The organism is Aestuariibius insulae, assembly GCF_040783535.2.
GTDB lineage: Bacteria > Pseudomonadota > Alphaproteobacteria > Rhodobacterales > Rhodobacteraceae > Aestuariibius > Aestuariibius insulae.
Window position 1 is genome coordinate 102824 of sequence record NZ_JBFONW020000003.1, and the last position, 18996, is coordinate 121819.

Below are 18996 nucleotides of genomic sequence, written 5' to 3' on the forward strand. Positions count from 1 at the left end.
GATCTCGAACGTGTCCCGTAACAGCTCGCTTTCAGGAACACTGAGATGTCGATTTCTCGACAGATCAAATGATCTGAACCGCGCGCTTGGAGCAACATGATTAGATCAGCGATATATTAGGTGTAGATACGCCTGTTCGCAAAGCTGCCGCACTGATTAGTCAGAAACTGCACCCGGCCTGCGACGTTTGACACTGAAATCCGCGATCAATTGGCGGTGAATCGGATGTGGTTAGAAAGATCTAGAGAATGTACGTGATTTCCGCTCAGATCGACAAAGCATTTATCTAACCGCAGTGAGCGATTTTACCGGACATACTCCTCAGACAGGAATTGCTAATGAAACGACTCTGATTAGGTGTCCTGCCTTCAAGCCATCATGACCGATCCCCCACCATAAAACGATTTAGATCAGTAACCTAGCCTTCGATCAGCAACAGGTCGTCCGTCAAAATTCGACGGCCGAAGGATGGCGAGAACTGATGGCGATCGATCTGATGGTTGCCGGATGCCGAAGGCGTTTTGCCTCCCGGGCGCCGCGCGGGCCTTGCGGTCTAGCTTATTCCCATACCGTCCTTTGGGTTGAAGATCGTATAGATCCCTTTTCCGGCATCCTTGGAAAGATAAAGAGCCCGGTCCGCGTCTCTGAGCATCTGGTCGGATGTCGGGCGATCGTAGTTCACGCTTTGTGTGATCCCGATACTGGCGGAGACCCGCGCGAAGGCGCGGGCGTAGGGGATGGGTGTCTCGATCCCGCTGATGACGCGGGACGCGATGAGGTCGAGCTGCTCAATATCAAGCGATCCGGCGAAGAGGATGATAAACTCGTCCCCGCCGACGCGAGCGAGCATGTCGCCGCTCCGTGTCACGCCGGTCAGGATCTGGGCGACATGGCGTAGAACCTGATCGCCGGCGGCGTGTCCTCTGGTATCGTTGACCGTCTTGAAGTGATCGAGATCGATGAGCATCAGCGACACCCGCTCGTCCGCGGCGAGGCGTTTTTCGATCTCGGTGTCGAACATCCGTCTGTTTCCGATACCGGTCAGCGTGTCGGTGAAGGCGCGCGTCTCTGCGTCAACCACGGCGGTCCGCAATCTATCATTGAGCTTTTTGACCTCGCCGATGACGGCAGTCTTGGCCTCCACCAAATAGAGCATCTCCACCGCCAGATCCGTATGGGAAAAGTCGCGCGCATTGAGCCCATATTGGCGGACGGCATCCACAATCCCGATCCCGAAGGAGAGATCTAGAACTGAGATATCGCTGCCCCTGAGCGGACAGAATTCGCCCTTGAGGCGTGTTCCCGGATCATCGCGAAACCGCATGTGAAGCTTCTTGCCAGCGACGCGGTGAAGGTCCGCAAAGTCCAGGCCGCTGATCGGGCGCAGGATATCGACGACAGACAGAAGATCCCGGCCCACGGGCGATTTGGCGAGGCCGATTTTTGCAAGGGTCGGACCGGCGTGGATAATCGTTCCTGTCCCGTCGACGGCGAGGTGGAAGGGCGATGTCCGGTCCAGTAATGCGAAGACCGCAGCGGGATGAATGCAACCGGCCATGTTAGAGCGATGCTGCAAGATGGAAGTCCCGGCCTGCCGAGAACTGGTGTTCGTGGACCTGCACGGCGACGCCGGGGTGATCGGAGGAAAGGCTCAAGACGGCCAGAACGCCGTAATCGTCCGCCATTCCGCGCAGCAGTCCAAGGGCGACGTGGATCGCGCCGCGAAAGTTCTCTTCAATCTCGATCCGGTATTCGCCTTGTCCGAGGGAGTGAAGCTCCAGCCCCGGAAGCGTCAGATCGGGAACAGCGAGGCGCGCCCAGTCAGGAAGATCGTCGATCGAATGCAGGAAGTCGTCGAAATTCTGTCCCCCGAACCGCAAAAGCCTGCGAAGCGAGGCCCGGTTCGGATGCGAGACCAGATAGGTGCCCAGATCCTCGAGCAGGCTGGCGCGATCCTTGTCGAGATGTTTCGTTGCCGTGGCGATCAGAGTGTCGGTCAGGGCCGGATCATAGAGCCGCAACGCCTCGAACTCGCCATCGGGCAAGGATGACCGGGCGGCAATCTCAATCCATGCGGAGGATCCGTATGTATCCTCGATAAAGCATTGAATGGCGCGATTGATAAGGCCATGCATGACCGGCTCCGACGTCGTGTTTGCCGCTTATGGCATCGAAGTCGTTAACAAAGTGCTGATGGGCGCAGTGATCCTGCCGGATCTGTCCACCGGGCGCGCTGAGAGAAGCAATAGCGCGGTTCAGAAATCGGTGGGTGCCCCGCCCTCGGCCTTGCGGCGGGCGACGAAATCGGAAAGCGCGTCGCGCTGTGCGACGTCCATCGCAGGCTCCTCGAAGGTTCCCAGGATGTTCTGATAGACCGCATGGGCGCGATCGGCCGTCCAGATCCCGCCCGCGGCATCCCAGGCCTCGAAATTGCGCCAGTCGGACAGGAAGGGCTGGTGAAACGCTATTTCGTAGCGGTCCTGCGTGTGCTTCGTTCCGAAAAAGTGGCCCTGTGCGCCGACATCGGCGATGGCATCGAAGGCGATATCCCCGGGCGTTGTCGCGGTCAGGGCCGGGTCGAAATAGCGCTGGATCAGCTGGATCATCTCGCAGTCGATCACGAATTTCTCGGGGCTTGCGATCAGCCCTCCCTCAAGCCAGCCGGCGGCATGATAGATCAGGTTCGATCCCGACTGAATGGCCGCCCAGAGCGAATTTGACGTCTCCCACGCGGCCTGCGCATCAGGGACGTTGGCGGCGCAAACGCCTGAGGATCGAAGCGGAAGGCCGTAAAAGCGCGCCATCTGACCGGTCATCTGCGTCGCGCGCATATACTCGGCTGTGCCAAAGGCCGGGGCGCCGGATTTCATGTCGACATTCGACGTGAATGTCCCGATCACGCAAGGGCATCCCGGTTTGACATGCTGGAACAGTGCGATGGCCGATAGCGCTTCGGAGATCGAGAGCGCGACTGCGCCGGCCAGCGTCACCGGGGCCATCGCGCCTGCAAGGGTAAAGGGCGTGACGACGACCGCCTGATTACGACGGATCATTCGCAAACAGCCGTCGATCATCGGCACGTCATGCTTGAGCGGGGAGGTCGAGTTGATGTTGGTATACATGCGCGGTGCGGCCTGGAACTCCTCCTCCGTCCAGCCGCCTGAGAGGCGCACCATCTCGATCCCGTCCTCCACCCGCTCGGCGCCCAGCGAATAGATATGGGCGACCTTGTCCGTCAGCGTGAGCTTATCGAACAGCACGTCGAGATGCCGAACGCTGGCATGGATGTCCTGAGGCTCCACCGGATAGCCGCCGACGAAGTGGATGCAGTTGAAATACTGGGTGAGCCGGAGCAGGTTGGCGCATTGCTCGCGCGTGCCGGGGACCTTTCGCCCGGTCGACAGATCCCAGAAATTCGGCGGCGAGGAGACATTCCCGAAAAGGAGATGATTGTCGCCGGTGGTGATGCGCCGTTCGGGATTTCTGGGGCTCAGATCGAACGAGGAGGGGGCCGTCGCGAGCTTCTCCATCACCCAATGCCGGTCCATCCGGACATTGGTGCCGTTTACCGTGCAGCCTGCCTCGCGAAAGATGTCCAGCGCTTCGGTGTTGAGAAACTCGATCCCGATCTCTTCGAGGATCCGCATCGCGCCGTCATGGATGGCCGCGATCCCTTCATCGTCCAGTGGCTCGACCGGTGCATCGGTGTTTATCGTCATCTGCCAGGGACGCTGCTCGATCACCGCAGCGCCACGGCGCGCCGCCGCACCGGCCCGGCCGCCTCCACGTCTGCGTCTGGGAGCGAGATCTGTCATCGGCGCTATCCTTCCACACCTCACTCAGCCCGAGCTTTGCGCGTATCGCGGCCCTGTCCGCGACAGCTTTTGTCGCTTTCAGGCTATGGGGTCTCGGAAGGGGCAGAAGGCGGGTCCAACCAAGCGGGCAGATGCGAGATATCGGGCAGGATGAGGTCGGCGGCTTCGGCAAGATCCTCCGCCGTGGCAAGCCCCGTCAAAACGCCGATCGCGGTCATGCCAGCGGAGCGTGCCGCGTGCAGGTCGTGGAGGCTGTCCCCAATCACGGCGGCATCCGTTGCCCGGATTTTCAACATGCGGGCAATCGCTTGCAACGGAGCGGCGTCTGGTTTGGCGCCAAAGCCGCTATCGGCGCCGATCACGATGTCGAACAGATCCGCGATCCCTGCCTGACGAAGATGTGCGCGGGCCGGCTCTTCGCTGTCATTGGTCATGACGGCAAGTCGGAGCCCCTGCTGCCGAAAGGCTGTCAGGAGGGGCCAGAGGGGGGTCACCTCGATCTGCGGCACGCTGTGGGAGCTTTGCTCGAGCCAGGAGATCAGGCGCGGGCGGGGCATCTCGGGGCGAAGGCTCGTCAGAAGGTCCGCCACATCGATGAGGGTTCCCGCGATGACGGGGCTGTCGGGCCGAAAGCGCTTGGTCCGGGTATCGAAGCCGAAGGCATCCGCCGCGCGGTGATAGATCTCGGGATCCGCATCGGCGAAGTCCATCAGTGCCGTATCGGCCCAGGCGCTCCACGTCTTGTGAAAATCGAAGAGCGTTCCGTCCTTGTCGAAGATCAGCGCCTCGATTGTCATGTCCAGTGGTGCTGGGCGCCGCCGGGTAGGCTTTGCCGCGCGCTGTGCGGATCGATATAGGCAAGGCCGTGAGCGTCGCAGAAGGCCATCACCCAGGCATCGTCCATCATCAGAAAATCCAGGGTCGAGATCAGCAGGTCGGGGTCCTGCGCGCGGGATCTGAGATTGGCCTCGGACAGGCCCGTGGCGCCGAGAAAGACATCCCGCAGGTCGTCATGACCAACGAGCCAGGCCAGCGCCTGAAGGGCGATTGTCTCGGCCCTCTCGGGCGCGAGGGGGGATGGTGAATCGCTCCTCAACGGTTTGTTAACCTTTTCGGCAGATCCTGTTTTGCGCAATGTGGAGCGTCATCGAAGGAAAGCCAATATGTCAGGGAAGATCCTGATCATCGATGATGTGGCGACCAACAGGATCGTCCTCAAAGTTAAGCTGACCGCCTCGCAATACGACATCATATCGTGCCTGAATTGCAATGAGGCGCGCCGGTCGGTGCGGTCCTCCCGGCCCGATCTGATCGTGATCGATCTGGCGACGCAAGGGCAGGCTGGAATCGAGTTTCTGACCGATATCAAGCAGATGCCGGAGATCTCGGACATTCCGGTCATCGGACTGACGGATGAGGATCAACCGGATCGCAAGCTGGCCGCCTTGAGGTGCGGGGCCGATGAGGTCCTGACGAAACCGGCCGACGACATTCTTCTTCTGGCGCGGATCCGGTCGCTGCTCCGGGCGCGGGATACCTCGTCAGAGCTGCGTCTGCGCGACGACACCAAGCGGGCGTTGGGCTTTGCGGAACCGGCCGCCAGCTTTCAGCGGCAGGCCAAGGTCGCGCTGGCGGCCGACGTTCCGGCCATCGCGCAGATGTGGGAAGATGCGATCCGGCGGGACTGCAGCGCAGTCGAAGCGGTAAGCGTGCAGCCGGACAAGGTGTTCATGGTTCCGGATGTGGATCTCTTCCTGATCGATGCGACGCAGGATGACGAGAAAAAGATCCTCGCCCTGATCGCGGACCTGCACTCGCGGCCCGAAACGCGGCTCGCCGCGATTCTCCTTGTGATCCAAGGGGATAGCGCGGATTTTGCCGCCATGGCGCTTGATCTGGGGGCCAGCGATATCCTGATGGACGGCTTTTCGTCGGCAGAGCTTGTTCTGCGGATCGAGGCGCAGGCCAAGCGCAAGGCGCGGCAGGACCAGTTCCGCGCGGGTCTTCGCAACGGGCTTCGCGCCGCGGTCACGGATCCACTGACCGGCCTGCATAATCGCCGCTATGCGCTGCCGCATCTGGCGGGCCTGGACGAGCGCGCCCGCGCGACAGGGCGCGATTATGCGGTGATGCTTCTCGATATTGACCATTTCAAGATGGTCAACGACGAGCATGGGCACGGCGTGGGCGACAAGGTCCTGGTCGAAATCGCGCGACGCCTCGAGGAGAATACGCGCGGTGTCGATCTGCTGGCCCGGATCGGGGGCGAGGAATTCATGATCGCGATGCCCGGGACGACCGAGGCGCAGGCCCGGCAAACCGCCGAGCGTCTGCGCGCCTTGATCGAGGACACGCCGATCCAGATCGACGGGGAGGCGGGCGTGACCGTTACCACCAGCATCGGCGTGGCGCTTCAGGGCATGGCCGTCTGTCCGGGCGTATCGGTGGAGGCGATCGTGGAGCGGGCGGATGCCGCACTTTACCAGTCCAAGGAGCGCGGGCGGAACATGGTCACCATGAGCGAAGTCGCCGCCTGACCCGGCCAAACCCTTGCCGCTGACCGAATAGCGACAAGTCGCGGGCCATTTCGGCAACGCCTTGCGTGAGGCACTCGGTCCTCTTTTCATGGCTCTCGTTTCGGCGCATGTAGTGCGCCGACAGGAGAGGGCATGACTGAGCAAGCGAACACCCCACAGGCAGCATCCGAAGATCGCCCGATGAAACCGGCCATGTGGCGCGGCTTTCGGCGGCGCTGCCCCAATTGCGGGGAAGGCAGTCTGCTGGAAAGCTATCTGAAGGTCCGCGATCATTGCCCGGTCTGCGGACAGGCGCTTCATCATCACCGCGCGGATGACGGCCCGGCCTATCTGACGATCCTGGTCGTGGGGCATCTGATGGCGCCGCTCTTGCATATCGCCTTCGTACAGTACCGGCCCGACCCGCTTGTGATGGCCACGATCTTTGCCGTCGGTTGCGTGGGGCTGTCGCTTTACCTTCTGCCGCGCCTCAAAGGGCTTGTTGTGGGCATCCAATGGGCCCGCCGGATGCACGGGTTCGGGGCCGCGCCGTGACGATCCGCGATGCCGCGACGGTGATCCTCGTTCGCGGCGGCACGCATATTCTCATGGGCCAACGCGGCGCAACGGCGGCCTTCATGCCGTCGAAATTCGTCTTTCCGGGCGGCGCGGTCGACAGATCCGACCCCGAGATCCCGCTTGCGGCTCCGGTGCCGTCCCCTTGCGCGGACCGGTTGCGAGCGGAGAGCGCCGACGGTCTGGATCACGCGCTGGCAGTGGCGGCCATTCGCGAGCTGTGGGAAGAGACCGGGCTGAAGCTGGGCCAATCCCGCCCGTGGGAGGGCGAAATCCCGGAGGGATGGCGCGCCTTCGCCGAAGGCGGGATCGCGCCGGATGCCTCTGCGTTGCGGTTCGTCTTTCGCGCGGTCACGCCGCCCGGACGAACGCGGCGGTTCGATGCGCGGTTCTTCCTCGCCGATGCCGATCATATCCTTGGCGATCCCGATGATTTTTCCGCGGCGGAAGACGAGTTGAGCCATCTGGGATGGGTGGAGTTCGATGCGATCCGCGATCTGGATCTGCCCTTCATCACCGAGGTTGTGCTGGCCGAGATCGCGCCGCTCCTTCAGCGGCCCGAGCCGCCCGGGAGTGTTCCGTTCTTTCGCAACGACGACGAGCGGCATCTGGTCAGCCGGCTGCACGGGCGCTCGCCTCTCGAGGTTACACCGACCAGATAAGAAGAAGTACGCTCGCGGTGATCAGCGCCATGCCCGCCCCTTCGCGGGTGGAGATCTTTTCCTTGTAGATCAGGGTGCTGGCCAAAAGAGAGAAGACCAGCTCCACCTGGCCCAGAGCCTTGACATAGGCGACGGTCTGGAGCGCGAAGGCAATGAACCAGAGCGCCGATCCGATAAGGCTGGTCAGGCCGACCAGGGCCGTGACGCGCCAGGCGCGCAGGGTTCGCGTGATTTCTCCGCGCTGCCCGATCGCAAGGCCCGCGGCCATGATGCAGGTCTGAAAGGTCGTCACAGCCGAGAGCGTGACCAGCGCCCGAAGCACGGTATCGCCCTCGGACAGCGACAGGGACGCGCCGCGATATCCCACGCCCGAAACCGCGAAAAGAAGGCCGCAAAGAAGACCGAGCGCGGTTGCCCTGTTGGCAAAACTGATCTGACCCTCGGGCGGCTTGGAGAGCGCCAGAACGCCGCCCAGACCAATCAGGATCGCGACAAACGCAGCCGGAGTGACCGTGTCGCCCAGCACCAACAGGCCGAGGATCGCGGCCTGAACCGTCTCGGTCTTCTTGAAGGCGATCCCGACCGCGAATTGCCGCGCCGAGAACAGGGCCACGACAGCAATCGTCGCACCGATCTGGGCCAGCGCTCCGGTGACGCCGAAAGCGAAGAACTCCGCGCCGGGGCGGGGAAGCGGCTGATCGGAGGCGGCCGCATAGGTCAGTATGATCAGGATCGCGAGCGGGGCGGAAAAGACGAACCGCGCGAAGGTCGCGCCTGCTGGCGTCAGCTGCGTTGCGGCCAGATGACGCTGCAGCATGAATCGCAGATTCTGCGCGAAAGCAGCGGCAAGCGTGACGGGGATCCAGATCGGCATGGGCTGCTTATGGAACCGCCTCGTCGATTAGGCCAGAGCGTTACCTGTCTGACAGGGGGTGGGCGACCGGATCCTTCGCGCGCAGCATGTAGCGGCGAAAGACATCCGCATAGGAGCGGTAGCGATAGCCTTGGTTGCGATCCAGATAGCGGCCCGGCGCGGCACGGTAGAGCGCGGGCAGGTGGAACCACGGCACGTCGGGATGCATGTGATGAACGACGTGGAAGTTATTGTTCAGAAAGAGAAACGCGAGAATACCCCGATCCTCGATAATGACGGTGCGGGAGGCGGTATGCTCGTGCGCGCGGTGTTCGAGAAAGGTTCGGATCCGCAGGATCGACAGGGCCGCATAGACGCTCGCCGCATAAGCCCAGAACGGAAGCGGCGACAGCGCGACGATGAGAAGGGTCAAGCAAAGCGGCGGCAGATGGGCCAGCCAGCCCTTGGCGATGCCGGGCTCGTTACGGCTCAGGCGCTTGACCTCCCACCACAGAAAGACGGTCGTTCCAACGACCGGACCGATCAGGATGCGGCCCAGCAGGGTGTTGTTCAGCCTCAGAATGATGCGGGCGATCCCGGGCAGGCGAGCCCAGACGGCAGGCGCGAGATAATTGCTTTCGGGATCGTCGTAGGGGTCGGTCAGGACAGAGTCTTGATGGTGCGCGAGATGCGTATCGCGGAACCGCGCATAGGGGACAACCAGCATATAGGCAGGCCAGACCAAGGCTGTGTTGAGCGCCTGACGGCGGAAAGGATGGCCGTGGATCACTTCATGCTGAAGCGACGCGTAAAGCGCGATCCCAGCGGCGAGACAAGCGATGGCGAGGGGAGTGGGCAGGAAGAGGCTGGCGGCCCAGATGAGATGCGTCATCAGGACAAGGGCAAGCGTCGGCCACGCGAATGGCTCCGCGGATCGCGGCATTTTGGTCTCCTGTCATAGGGTTATGTGGGGATCCTAACTTGTGCGGTCCCGTTGCACGATCCCGCATTTCGGCTGCAATCCGGATCAGTTGGTGCTATGGATCACCAATGTTTAACAAATCCGACAAGCGAGACCGCGCGATTGTCTTTCGCGACCGTCTCAAGGAAGCGATGGGTCTGGCCGAACTGTCGCAAAGCGCTTTGGCCCGCCAGATCGGCGTGGACAGGTCCACCGTGTCGCAATTGCTGTCGCGAGACGGCGTCAGGCTTCCCAATGTCCAGATCGCTGCCGAATGCGCCACGGCGCTTGGCGTGTCGGCCGATTGGCTGCTGGGCCTAAGCGACCGGCCGGAGCAGGCGGCGGATCTCCTGGCCTCTGCCCTGACGATGACCGAAGCGCCTCGCGCGCTTATCGACGAGCGGATCTTCGACTGGCACCGGGAGGCGGCGGGCTACAAGATCCGGCACGTGCCCGCGGGGCTTCCAGATATGCTCAAGACGCGGAGCATGCTGCAATGGGAATACGAGCCGTTTCTAGGCAAGACCACCGATCAGGCGATCGGCGCTTCGGAGGATCGCCTGACCTGGATGCGGCAGGCCCGGTCCGATTACGAGATCGCCTTGCCGCTGCATGATCTGGCCAGCTTTGCCCGGGCCGAGGGGTATTACGCGGGCCTCAGCCTGGAAGTCCGGCGCGGACAGATCGAGCGTCTGATCGACCTGCACGATCAGCTTTATCCGACGCTCAGGATCTATCTTTTTGACGCGCGCAAGCTGTTCTCTGCGCCCGTCACGTTATTCGGCCCGCTTCTCGCGGTGCTTTATCTGGGGCGAAACTACCTTGTTTTCCGCGACGTGGAGCGTGTGGACGCGATCACGCGCCATTTCGACGGGCTGATCCGCGCGGCGGAAATCCCGTCGCGCGATCTGCCGTCGCATCTGAAAACGCTCTGGGCCGGGATCCCGGATTAGCCTTGCGCGGCGACCGGGTTCAGTCCGAATTCCTCGGCATCGCTGGGCGAGGGGGTTCGGATGACGCGCGGATCGCAGGCCACCATTGAGGTGTTCGCGTCGCGAATGATCAGGCCGCCCCGGGCCTGGCATTCCTGAAACGTCATGCTGCCGCCGAGCACCAGAAATTCGCGTTGACCGCCGCCGCCGCTTCCGCCCGCTGTGCCCAAAGGCGCGGTTCCGCAAGAGGCCAGGCAGGCCGAAACAAGCCCGAAGGCGGCAAATCGCTTCATCGTCCGTTCTCCTTCAGCGCATCGAGATCATAGCCGTACCAGTCCATGATCGTGCGCGCGGCCTCGAGCCTATCACGGCTCGAGGCGCCGTTGCGATCCATGATCCAGCCGAAGGCGCCATCCGGTGTTCCGATTGCAACGGTCCTGTAATCCGCATCCCCCCAAAGCACCCAAAGCTCGCGCGGCCGGTCGAGCGCGCGAAGGCGGCCCGGCCCTGCAATCTCGACCGGGATCTGCGTGGTCCGGGTGGGGCTCGCGATCCGGATTTCGCCGCCCGCCTCGCCGATCTCGAGCGACAGCGCGGCGCCGGGCTGCCCGAGTGGGCCGAAGGCCGCACCCTGAACGATGGTCCAGCTGCCGCCCATGCGGGACCAGTCCAGATCGGCGCGCGAGGCAATCGGGGCCGAGACGTCCCGATAGGGTCCGCCCTCCGGCAAGAGGCCGGGATCGGGGGCGCGGCTGCATGCAGCACAGGCCAGCAGCGAGAGAAGGAGAAGGGCGCGGATGGGGAAGGCTCCATTCGGGTGGCGTTATCCGCAGATCGGCCATCGGATCCGCGATGGCAAGCGGTGCGTTGCAGCCGGTCACCGGAATGTGCATGCAAGACACGCAGGAACAGGGCATGCTGGATGGATGAGATATCTGATTACCCTTCTCCTTTTCCTGACGACAGCCGTGCAGGCCGATCCGGAACGGTATGCCCTTGATCCCGCTCGCAGCGAGGTCGGGTTCACATATATCTTTTCCGGAGATCCGGTGCAGGGGACGATGCCGGTCCTCGAGGCCACGCTTTTGATCGATCTTGAGCGGATCGAGCGGTCCGAGGTGTCGGTAACGCTCGATCCGGCGCGCGCCGATGGAGGCTTTGCCTTCGCCGGTCAGGCGCTGCGATCCGCCAGCGTTCTGGATGTGGCAGCCCATCCGACGATCCGGTTCCGCTCCACGGCGATTTCGGGCGATCTGAACGGCGCGACCCTGCGCGGGCTGCTTACGGTGCGCGGCGTGACGCAGGAGGTCGAGCTGCGCGGACAGCTGCTTCGGCAGGCCGGCACGGCGGCGACAGAGCGGGACAGGCTGGCGATCCGTCTGACCGGAGCCATCGACCGCCGCGCCTTCGGAGCGACGGGATATCCCGGTTTCGTTGGTCCCCGGATCGATCTGCGGATCCTGGCCCAGATCAACCGTGTGGAGTAAAGCGGCCGCCCTTTATGCGACGCTGCTGGCTGCGCCTCTGACCGCCGATCCCGTGCTGGACGCGATGGAGGAGGGATGGCGCTCCTGGGCAGAAGAGAACGGCATTCGCGCGACGGCTTTCTCGGTGATGAGAGAGGGCGGGCCGCCCATCACCCGCGCCTTGAACATGGATCCCGATGCCCCGGTCATCCTGGCCAGCGTCACAAAACCGATCACCGCCATCTGCCTCGACATGGTTCTGGACGAGATGCCCTGGAGCTGGGCCACGACGTTGAGCGATCTGCGCGCGCCTTTGACCGCGGCCGGGCTGACAGTTTCAGCAGAATGGGAGGGCGTGACGCTTGGGGCCCTGTCCTCCATGTCGTCCGGTCTGGTCACGGATGTCACGCAAGGGGGCTACTTTCGCCGAAAAAATGCGGAAAAGACCGAGGATCTGGAGCAGGCTGCCAATTCCCTGGCGACAGAGCGTCAGGCCGATGCGGGCTACGTCTACAATAACGGCAATTACGCGATCCTCGGCGTTGTGATCGCGGCTCTGACAGGCGAGACGACCGAAGCTGCCTGCCAGTCCCGCGTGACCGCTCCGCTCGGGCTTGAGAGCGCGAGACTGTCCGATCAATGGCGGGCGATGGGATCGGCGGGCGGATGGGAGATGGCGCCGGAGGACCTTGTCCGCTTCACGCTCGCCCTGCCAGAGCTGACCGACGACGCACCGCGCGCGAAAGCTGGTGAAGGCGCTTTCTTCGCGGGTGGATCGCTGACTTGGGAGACAGAGGATGGCCCGTTCTTGGTGATGCGCGGCGCGCTTTGCGGCGGTCTGTTCGGGATCGGGGACATGGCTTTGATACTGCGCCGCGAGGACGGGGTGGCCGCCGCCGTCGCGATTAAGGGATGTGTGGCCCCCGATGTTTTTCTCGCTCTGGAAGAAACGCTGACATACGCCGCAGGACAGCCCGAGAACTGATCGATGCGGAAACGGCGGCGCTCCGCATCCGATCTGGAAAGCGCTTCCGTCTTGAACTAGATGGGCCGGACGCATGCTAGTGAAAGCCCGACCATGACCCGCCATCTGATCACGTCTGCCATTCCTTATATCAACGGGATCAAGCATCTGGGGAACCTCATCGGATCTCAGCTCCCGGCAGATCTGTTCGCGCGGTACCAGCGGGCGCGGGGCCGGGAGGTGCTGTTTTTGTGTGCCACGGACGAACATGGGACCCCGGCAGAGCTGGCGGCGGCCAAGGCGGGGCTTCCCGTGGCAGACTATTGCAAGCAGATGCATGCCGTTCAGTCGGAGCTCGCCGAGGGGTTTCGCCTGTCCTTCGATCATTATGGGCGGTCCTCCAGCCCGCAGAACCACAAGCTGACCCAGCATTTTGCGGGCAAGCTGGCCGAGAATGGCCTGATCGAGGAGCGCTCCGAACGGCAGGTCTATTCAAATGCCGACGGCCGTTTCCTGCCGGATCGCTATATCGAAGGAACCTGCCCGAATTGCGGGTACAACAAGGCGCGCGGGGATCAATGCGAGAACTGCACCAAGCAGCTTGATCCGACCGATCTGATCGATCCACGCTCGGCCATCTCGGGCTCGACCGATCTGGAAGTGCGCGAGACCAAGCATCTCTACCTGCTGCAATCCAAGCTGAAGGACGATCTGGATGCCTGGATCGACAGCCAGTCGGGATGGCCGGTTCTGACGACATCGATTGCCAAGAAATGGCTGCATGACGGCGACGGGCTTCAGGATCGAGGGATCACGCGCGATCTCGATTGGGGTATCCCGGTCAGGAAGGGTGACGCGGATTGGCCCGGGATGGAAGGCAAGGTCTTCTATGTCTGGTTCGATGCGCCCATCGAATACATTGCCTGCGGCGCCGAATGGGTCGAGGCCGGAAAAGGCACCGACTGGGAACGCTGGTGGCGCACGGACAAGGGCGCCGGCGACGTGCGCTACACGCAGTTCATGGGCAAGGACAACGTCCCCTTCCATACGCTGAGCTTTCCCGCAACGCTGATCGGATCGGGCGAGCCGTGGAAGCGCGTCGATTACCTCAAATCGTTCAACTACCTCAACTACGATGGCGGCCAGTTCAGCACCTCTCAGGGGCGCGGCGTCTTCATGGACCAGGCGCTCGAGATCCTGCCGGCCGATTACTGGCGCTGGTGGCTGCTGAGCCATGTGCCCGAAAGTTCAGACAGCGAATTTACGTGGGAAAACTTCCAGACCTCGGTGAACAAGGATCTGGCGGACGTGCTAGGCAATTTTGTGAGCCGCGTGACCAAGTTCTGCCGCTCGAAATTCGGCGAGGCGGTGCCGGAGGGCGGCGATTGGGGCGCGCAGGAAGAGGCGCTGATCGCAGAGCTGACGGACCGGCTCGCCGCCTATGAGCGGCATATGGAGGCCATCGAGATCCGCAAAGCCGCCGGAGAGCTGCGCGCAATCTGGGTGGCGGGCAACGAATACCTGCAAGCGGCGGCGCCCTGGTCGGTCTTCAAGGAGGACCCCCAACGGGCGGCGGCGCAGATCCGGCTCGCGCTCAACCTGATCCGGATCTATGCCGTCCTGTCCGCGCCGTTCATCCCGGACGCGTCCGAGACCCTGATGGCCGCAATGCACACCGAGGATGCGAGCTGGCCCAAAGACATGCCTTCGGCGCTAACGGCCCTGCCTGCAGGCCACGCCTTTACTGTGCCTGACGTGACCTTCCGCAAGATCACGGATGAGGAGCGGGAGGCGTGGCAGGATCGCTTTGCGGGTCAGCGGATGTAGGCTCAGGCGGGTCGGTCTGAACAAGATCGCTCCCCCGTCCGGCCAGGAACAGGCCCAGCCCGTGCATGCCGGGCACATGTTCGCTGAAGACCCGTAGCGCGATCAGGACGGGCACCGCGATCACCATGCCGATCACCGACCAGGCCCAGCCCCAGAAGGCGACGGCCAGAAAGACCACGACGGGGTTGAGCTTGAGGCTGCGGCCCACCGCATAGGGTGTGATGAACTGGCCCTCGAGGCTCGTCAGGCCAAGATAGACCAGCGCCGCGAGCACCGCGCTTCCAGCCTGATCGTAGGTGACAAGGCCGATAGCGGCGGTAATGATGACCCCGATGATCGCCCCCAGAAACGGCACGAAATTCAGCACGAAGGCCATCGCGCCGAAGAGGACCGGATTGGGCATGTCGAGCAGGAACAGCGCCACGCCTATCGCGACGCCCAGACCGGCATTGATGACGGTGATCGTGAGGAAATACCGGCTGATCTTCCGCTCGATATCGAAGGCGATCGTGATCGAGCGCTTCTTGTCCGCGAAGCGGGGATGCGCCTGCACGATCTTCTCGTAGAACATATCCCCCGAGGCGATCAGAAAGAACATCAGGGCAAGTGTCAGAACCAGCTGCGCCAGCAGGGCAGGGGCGCTGGTCACCGCTTGCGACAGCAGGCTGGGCTCGTCGACGACGACGCGCTCCGCTTCAGAGGACGCATCTTCCTCGGTCGATCCGGCGGCGATCTTCTCGACCTCCTCGCTGGCCTCGGCCACCTTCTCGACCGCGGAGGACAGACCGCGCAGCTTGCGCTCCACGTCCGCGGCGATGGTGGAGGCGTCGCTGGCATAGGTCTGCACGGGGGTCGACAGCCCCATAACAGCAGCCCCAAGCGCCGTAACCAGCGCAAGAAGGACGAGCAGGGCGGTCACCGCATCCGGTACCCCGCGCCGGGCCAGAACGCGGCGCACCGGCGAAAAGGTCAGCGACAGCAGAAAAGCAAGGATGACAGGCATCAAAAACGCCCGCGCCAGGACAATCGCAGCGCCGGCCGAAAGGACGAACAACCCGATGATGGCCCAACCGGGCGCAGCAGGTCGGGCAATCTTGGTCTGCGACATGGGTCTTCCGATCAGGTGGTTCTGAGACAAACCGCCGCGGGACCGGGCCGGTTCCGCGCCCGCTCTCCCGATTGCTATTGGCCCTGAGGGGCGCGGGCTGCTAATTTAAGCGCAACGAGGATCTGAAAGGACTTTATGATGCGTTCTCTTATGCTTGCCGGAGTGTTTGCCGCTGTTTCCAGCGCAGCCTTCGGTGCTGCCTGCGGCAATGACGGATCGGGCTTTTCGAACTGGAAAGCCCAGTTTGCGCAAGAAGCCGCCGCTGCCGGGGTCGGCCAACGTGGTCTGGATGCGCTTGCGGGCACCCAATATGCGACCCGCACCATCGCCGCCGACCGCAACCAGAAGAGCTTCAAATATTCGCTCGAGAAATTTATGCAGGTGCGCGGCGCCGACACGATCGTCAATCAGGGCCGCAGCCGTCTGGCGCGCAATGCCGATTTCTATCGCAGCCTCGAGCAGCGCTATGGCGTGCCCGCTGGAGTTCTCATCGCGATCCATGGGATGGAAACGGGGTTCGGCGGTTTCATGGGCGATGCCAATGTCCTCTCGGCCATCACGACGCTGGCCTATGATTGCCGCCGGTCCGATTTCTTCACCGGCCACGCCATGGCAGCGCTGAAACTCGTCGATCAGGGCGCGATCTCTCCGGGGTCGACCGGCGCAATGCACGGAGAGCTGGGGCATACTCAGTTCCTGCCGGGCAACGTCCTGCGCTACGGCGTTGACGGTAATGGCGACGGGCGCGTGGATCTGACAAATCTCACGGATTCAATGGCCTCTACGGCGAACTTCCTGCAACAGAAGGGCTGGCAACCCGGCGCCGGGTTCCAGGAGGGCCAGCCGAATTTCCGGGTGATTCAGGAATGGAATGCGGCGACGGTCTATCAGAAGGCCATCGCGATCATGGCGGCCCGCATCCAGGCCTGATGGCCAAGCGTCCACTCGACACCGAGGAGGAGCTCGAGGTCTCCTCCCGCGCCGAATTGCGGACCTGGCTCGGCCGCCATCACGGGCGGCCGCGCGGCGTTTGGCTGGTCACGTGGAAAAAGGCGCATCCCGACCGCTATGTCGCGATCGGAGAGATCATTCGCGAATGTCTGGCCCATGGCTGGGTCGACAGCCTGCCGCGCGGCAAGGATGCGGATCGCACGATGCTGTGGATCAGCCCGCGCAAGCCGGGATCGAACTGGAGCCGCGTCAACAAGGAGTTCGTTCAGGAGCTCGAGGATCAGGGCCTCATGACCGAAGCAGGGCGCGCGAAGGTCGAGGCCGCCAAGGTGGACGGAACCTGGACGGCGCTCGACGATGTGGAAAACCTCGTCGTCCCGAAGGATCTGCAGGCCGCCTTCGATGCGCGGCCGGGATCGCAGGCGCAGTGGGATGCCTTTCCGCGTTCGGTCAAGCGCGGCGTCCTGGAATGGATCCTCAACGCCAAGCGGCCCGCGACACGGGCCAAGCGGATCGAGGAGACGGCGTCGGACAGCGCGAATGGGCAGCGCCCGAACCAATGGCGATGACGCGGTGCCAGAGGCGAGCCATATCGAAGGACCCCGCCAATTTAGCGGTCGCCATCGGCGCCGGGTCCCTCTAGATCGTCGGGAATGAGCCTGGATCTGACCGATACGCCCCGCAAGCGGCGTCGCGCCTCCGACGCATCGGGGCAGACGTCCTTCCGGCTCCTCACCGTCTTTGCCGTGGCGATCGCCCTGATCTGCCTGCTGCCGGGTCTTGCGGTTCTGCTTGCGGCCCTGTCCGGGTCGGTCGAGACGATCTCCCATCTGATGGAGACGGTTCTGCCGCGCTATATCGGCACGACGGTCGCCCTCGTGGCGCTGGTCGGCGCAAGCGCGATTGTTCTGGGTGTGTCGACCGCATGGCTTGTCGTGTCGTCGGATTTTCCCGGCCGACGGATCCTCGAAATCGCGCTGGTACTGCCCTTTGCCTTCCCGGCCTACGTGCTGGCCTATGCCTATACGCATATCCTTGACCATCCGGGTATCGTTCAAACCACCTTGCGCGATCTGACGGGCTGGGGCCCTCGGGATTACTGGTTTCCGGAAATCCGCTCGCTGGGCGGGGCGACCTTCGTTCTGGCCCTCGTTCTTTACCCTTACGTCTACCTTCTGGCCCGGGCGGCCTTCCTGTCGCAAAGCGCCACGACCTATACCGCCGCGCGCGCGCTGGGCCGCACGCCGTTCGGCGCGTTCGCCCGGGTGTCGCTGCCGATGGCGCGACCGGCGATCGCATCTGGCGGCCTGCTGGTCGCGATGGAGACCATCGCGGATTTCGGGACCGTCTCCTATTTCGGGGTCCAGACCTTTTCGACCGGGATCTATACAAGCTGGTTCACCATGGCCGACCGGGCGGCGGCGGCGCAGCTGTCGCTTGGCCTGCTGGCCTTCGCTCTTTTGCTGGCGCTGCTGGAGCGCGCGAACAGAAGCCGGGGCAAGCACTATGCGAGCCGAAAACAGCCGCCCGCCAGACGGCGGCTTACGGGCGGCGCGAGATACGGCGCAACCGCCATCTGCGCCTTTCCGGTTGTCTTCGGCGTCATCATACCGGTTGTCGCTCTGGTGGCGATGGCGGTCGGGTCCGAGCAGGATCTTCTAAGCAGCCGGTATCTCGGCTTTGTCCGGAACTCCGTCACGCTGGCCTGCCTGGCCTCGGGGCTCACGGTAATGGCGGGCGTCATTCTGGGCACCTATCAGCGGTTTCGGCCGGGGCGCGTGTCGCTTGGCGCGATCCAGATCGGCCGGCTGGGATATGCCGTGCCGGGCGGCGTGATCGCGGTCGGCCTGCTCGTGCCGTTTGCGGCCTTCGACAATGCGCTGGATGCCTGGATGCGCGAGACCTTCGATGTTTCGACCGGCCTTATTTTGACCGGGTCGATCGCGGCGCTGACGATGGCCTATATGATCCGCTTTCTGGCGGCCGCACTGGGCTCCTATGAAGGCGGGATCGCGAATGTGAGCCCCAATATGGATGCTGCCGCCCGGGTTCTGGGCACAGGCGTCTGGGGAACGCTCAGGCGGGTCCACATCCCGATCCTTCTGCCGAGCCTTCTGACCGGGGCGCTGATCGTATTCGTCGACGTGATGAAAGAGCTTCCCGCGACACTGATCATGCGCCCGTTCAACTATGACACGCTGGCGGTTCAGGCCTACCGGCTGGCCTCGGACGAGCGGCTGGAAGGGGCAGCGGTTCCAAGTCTGGTCATCGCGGCGATCGGACTGCTCCCGGTGATCCTGCTCTGCCGAGGCCTTGCCCGGCCGGACAAAAAGAGGGGCGCGACCTAGCCGCGCGCCCCCGAACT

The 18996-nt window shown here is 63.3% G+C and carries 20 protein-coding genes; 10 read left to right on the plus strand and 10 right to left on the minus strand.

The window, feature by feature from the left end; all coding sequences use genetic code 11:
* Positions 1–553: 553 nt before the first annotated feature.
* From AAD018_RS09530 to AAD018_RS09550, 5 genes are all read right to left on the minus strand, one after another.
* Positions 554–1576 (minus strand): GGDEF domain-containing protein, encoded by a 1023-nt coding sequence (locus AAD018_RS09530; RefSeq protein ID WP_412005235.1) that lies wholly within the window; start codon positions 1574–1576, stop codon positions 554–556.
* Positions 1560–2135: a heme NO-binding domain-containing protein gene (locus AAD018_RS09535; RefSeq protein ID WP_367316310.1), complete on the minus strand. Its 576-nt coding sequence runs from the start codon at positions 2133–2135 to the stop codon at positions 1560–1562. Before AAD018_RS09535 ends, AAD018_RS09530 begins: the two co-directional genes overlap by 17 nt.
* Positions 2136–2255: 120 nt before the next feature.
* On the minus strand, positions 2256–3815 hold the full coding sequence (locus tag AAD018_RS09540) for a trimethylamine methyltransferase family protein (protein WP_367316309.1): 1560 nt from the start codon (positions 3813–3815) through the stop codon (positions 2256–2258).
* A gap of 83 nt (positions 3816–3898) precedes the next feature.
* Positions 3899–4612 carry an HAD family hydrolase gene (locus AAD018_RS09545; protein ID WP_367316308.1) on the minus strand — a complete coding sequence of 238 codons (714 nt, stop codon included), beginning with the start codon at positions 4610–4612 and terminating at the stop codon, positions 3899–3901.
* The gene (locus tag AAD018_RS09550) at positions 4609–4911 is read right to left on the minus strand and encodes a DUF3572 domain-containing protein (protein WP_367316307.1); all 303 of its coding nucleotides are present in this window, start codon (positions 4909–4911) and stop codon (positions 4609–4611) included. Before AAD018_RS09550 ends, AAD018_RS09545 begins: the two co-directional genes overlap by 4 nt.
* A 67-nt stretch (positions 4912–4978) precedes the next feature.
* Between AAD018_RS09550 and AAD018_RS09555 the strand changes: the two genes are divergently transcribed.
* The 3 genes from AAD018_RS09555 (at position 4979) to AAD018_RS09565 (ending at position 7569) form a co-directional block, all read left to right on the plus strand.
* Entirely contained in the window at positions 4979–6352 is a 1374-nt protein-coding gene (locus AAD018_RS09555; RefSeq protein WP_367316306.1) for a diguanylate cyclase, read from the plus strand.
* 132 nt (positions 6353–6484) lie between these two features.
* Positions 6485–6886: a DUF983 domain-containing protein gene (locus AAD018_RS09560; RefSeq protein WP_367316305.1), complete on the plus strand. Its 402-nt coding sequence runs from the start codon at positions 6485–6487 to the stop codon at positions 6884–6886.
* Positions 6847–7569 carry an NUDIX hydrolase gene (locus AAD018_RS09565; protein ID WP_367316304.1) on the plus strand — a complete coding sequence of 241 codons (723 nt, stop codon included), beginning with the start codon at positions 6847–6849 and terminating at the stop codon, positions 7567–7569. The genes AAD018_RS09560 and AAD018_RS09565 overlap by 40 nt, the downstream gene beginning before the upstream one ends.
* Here AAD018_RS09565 and AAD018_RS09570 read toward each other — a convergent pair.
* Together AAD018_RS09570 and AAD018_RS09575 are read right to left on the minus strand one after the other, a co-directional pair.
* The gene (locus AAD018_RS09570) at positions 7553–8443 is read right to left on the minus strand and encodes a DMT family transporter (RefSeq protein WP_367316303.1); all 891 of its coding nucleotides are present in this window, start codon (positions 8441–8443) and stop codon (positions 7553–7555) included. The two genes, AAD018_RS09565 and AAD018_RS09570, sit on opposite strands and share 17 nt — an antisense overlap.
* A 40-nt stretch (positions 8444–8483) precedes the next feature.
* Entirely contained in the window at positions 8484–9365 is an 882-nt protein-coding gene (locus AAD018_RS09575; protein ID WP_367316302.1) for a fatty acid desaturase, read from the minus strand.
* A gap of 107 nt (positions 9366–9472) precedes the next feature.
* On the opposite strand from AAD018_RS09575, the gene AAD018_RS09580 reads away from it, so the two are divergent.
* Positions 9473–10336 (plus strand): helix-turn-helix domain-containing protein, encoded by an 864-nt coding sequence (locus AAD018_RS09580; protein WP_367316301.1) that lies wholly within the window; start codon positions 9473–9475, stop codon positions 10334–10336.
* Here the strand turns inward: AAD018_RS09580 and AAD018_RS09585 are convergent.
* Positions 10333–10608 carry a hypothetical protein gene (locus AAD018_RS09585; protein ID WP_367316300.1) on the minus strand — a complete coding sequence of 92 codons (276 nt, stop codon included), beginning with the start codon at positions 10606–10608 and terminating at the stop codon, positions 10333–10335. The two genes, AAD018_RS09580 and AAD018_RS09585, sit on opposite strands and share 4 nt — an antisense overlap.
* Positions 10605–11045, minus strand: a complete 441-nt coding sequence (locus tag AAD018_RS09590) for a lipocalin family protein (protein WP_367316299.1) — start codon at positions 11043–11045, stop codon at positions 10605–10607. The genes AAD018_RS09585 and AAD018_RS09590 overlap by 4 nt, the downstream gene beginning before the upstream one ends.
* A gap of 196 nt (positions 11046–11241) precedes the next feature.
* Between AAD018_RS09590 and AAD018_RS09595 the strand changes: the two genes are divergently transcribed.
* The 3 genes from AAD018_RS09595 to metG all read left to right on the plus strand — a co-directional run bounded on the left by AAD018_RS09595 (position 11242) and on the right by metG (position 14572).
* A complete protein-coding gene (locus tag AAD018_RS09595; RefSeq protein WP_367316298.1) occupies positions 11242–11802 on the plus strand; it encodes a YceI family protein in 561 nt (186 codons plus the stop codon).
* The gene (locus tag AAD018_RS09600) at positions 11792–12766 is read left to right on the plus strand and encodes a serine hydrolase domain-containing protein (RefSeq protein ID WP_367316297.1); all 975 of its coding nucleotides are present in this window, start codon (positions 11792–11794) and stop codon (positions 12764–12766) included. The genes AAD018_RS09595 and AAD018_RS09600 overlap by 11 nt, the downstream gene beginning before the upstream one ends.
* 93 nt (positions 12767–12859) lie before the next feature.
* The gene (gene metG, locus AAD018_RS09605; RefSeq protein ID WP_367316296.1) at positions 12860–14572 is read left to right on the plus strand and encodes a methionine--tRNA ligase; all 1713 of its coding nucleotides are present in this window, start codon (positions 12860–12862) and stop codon (positions 14570–14572) included.
* Here metG and AAD018_RS09610 read toward each other — a convergent pair.
* A complete protein-coding gene (locus AAD018_RS09610) occupies positions 14517–15680 on the minus strand; it encodes an AI-2E family transporter (RefSeq protein WP_367316294.1) in 1164 nt (387 codons plus the stop codon). The genes metG and AAD018_RS09610 overlap by 56 nt on opposite strands.
* 135 nt (positions 15681–15815) lie before the next feature.
* On the opposite strand from AAD018_RS09610, the gene AAD018_RS09615 reads away from it, so the two are divergent.
* From AAD018_RS09615 to AAD018_RS09625, 3 genes are all read left to right on the plus strand, one after another.
* Complete coding sequence (locus AAD018_RS09615; protein ID WP_367316293.1) at positions 15816–16610, plus strand: lytic murein transglycosylase; 795 nt, start codon at positions 15816–15818, stop codon at positions 16608–16610.
* Positions 16610–17200: a YdeI/OmpD-associated family protein gene (locus AAD018_RS09620; protein ID WP_367316292.1), complete on the plus strand. Its 591-nt coding sequence runs from the start codon at positions 16610–16612 to the stop codon at positions 17198–17200. Before AAD018_RS09615 ends, AAD018_RS09620 begins: the two co-directional genes overlap by 1 nt.
* An 84-nt stretch (positions 17201–17284) precedes the next feature.
* A complete protein-coding gene (locus tag AAD018_RS09625) occupies positions 17285–18979 on the plus strand; it encodes an ABC transporter permease (protein WP_367316291.1) in 1695 nt (564 codons plus the stop codon).
* Positions 18980–18996 lie beyond the last annotated feature (17 nt).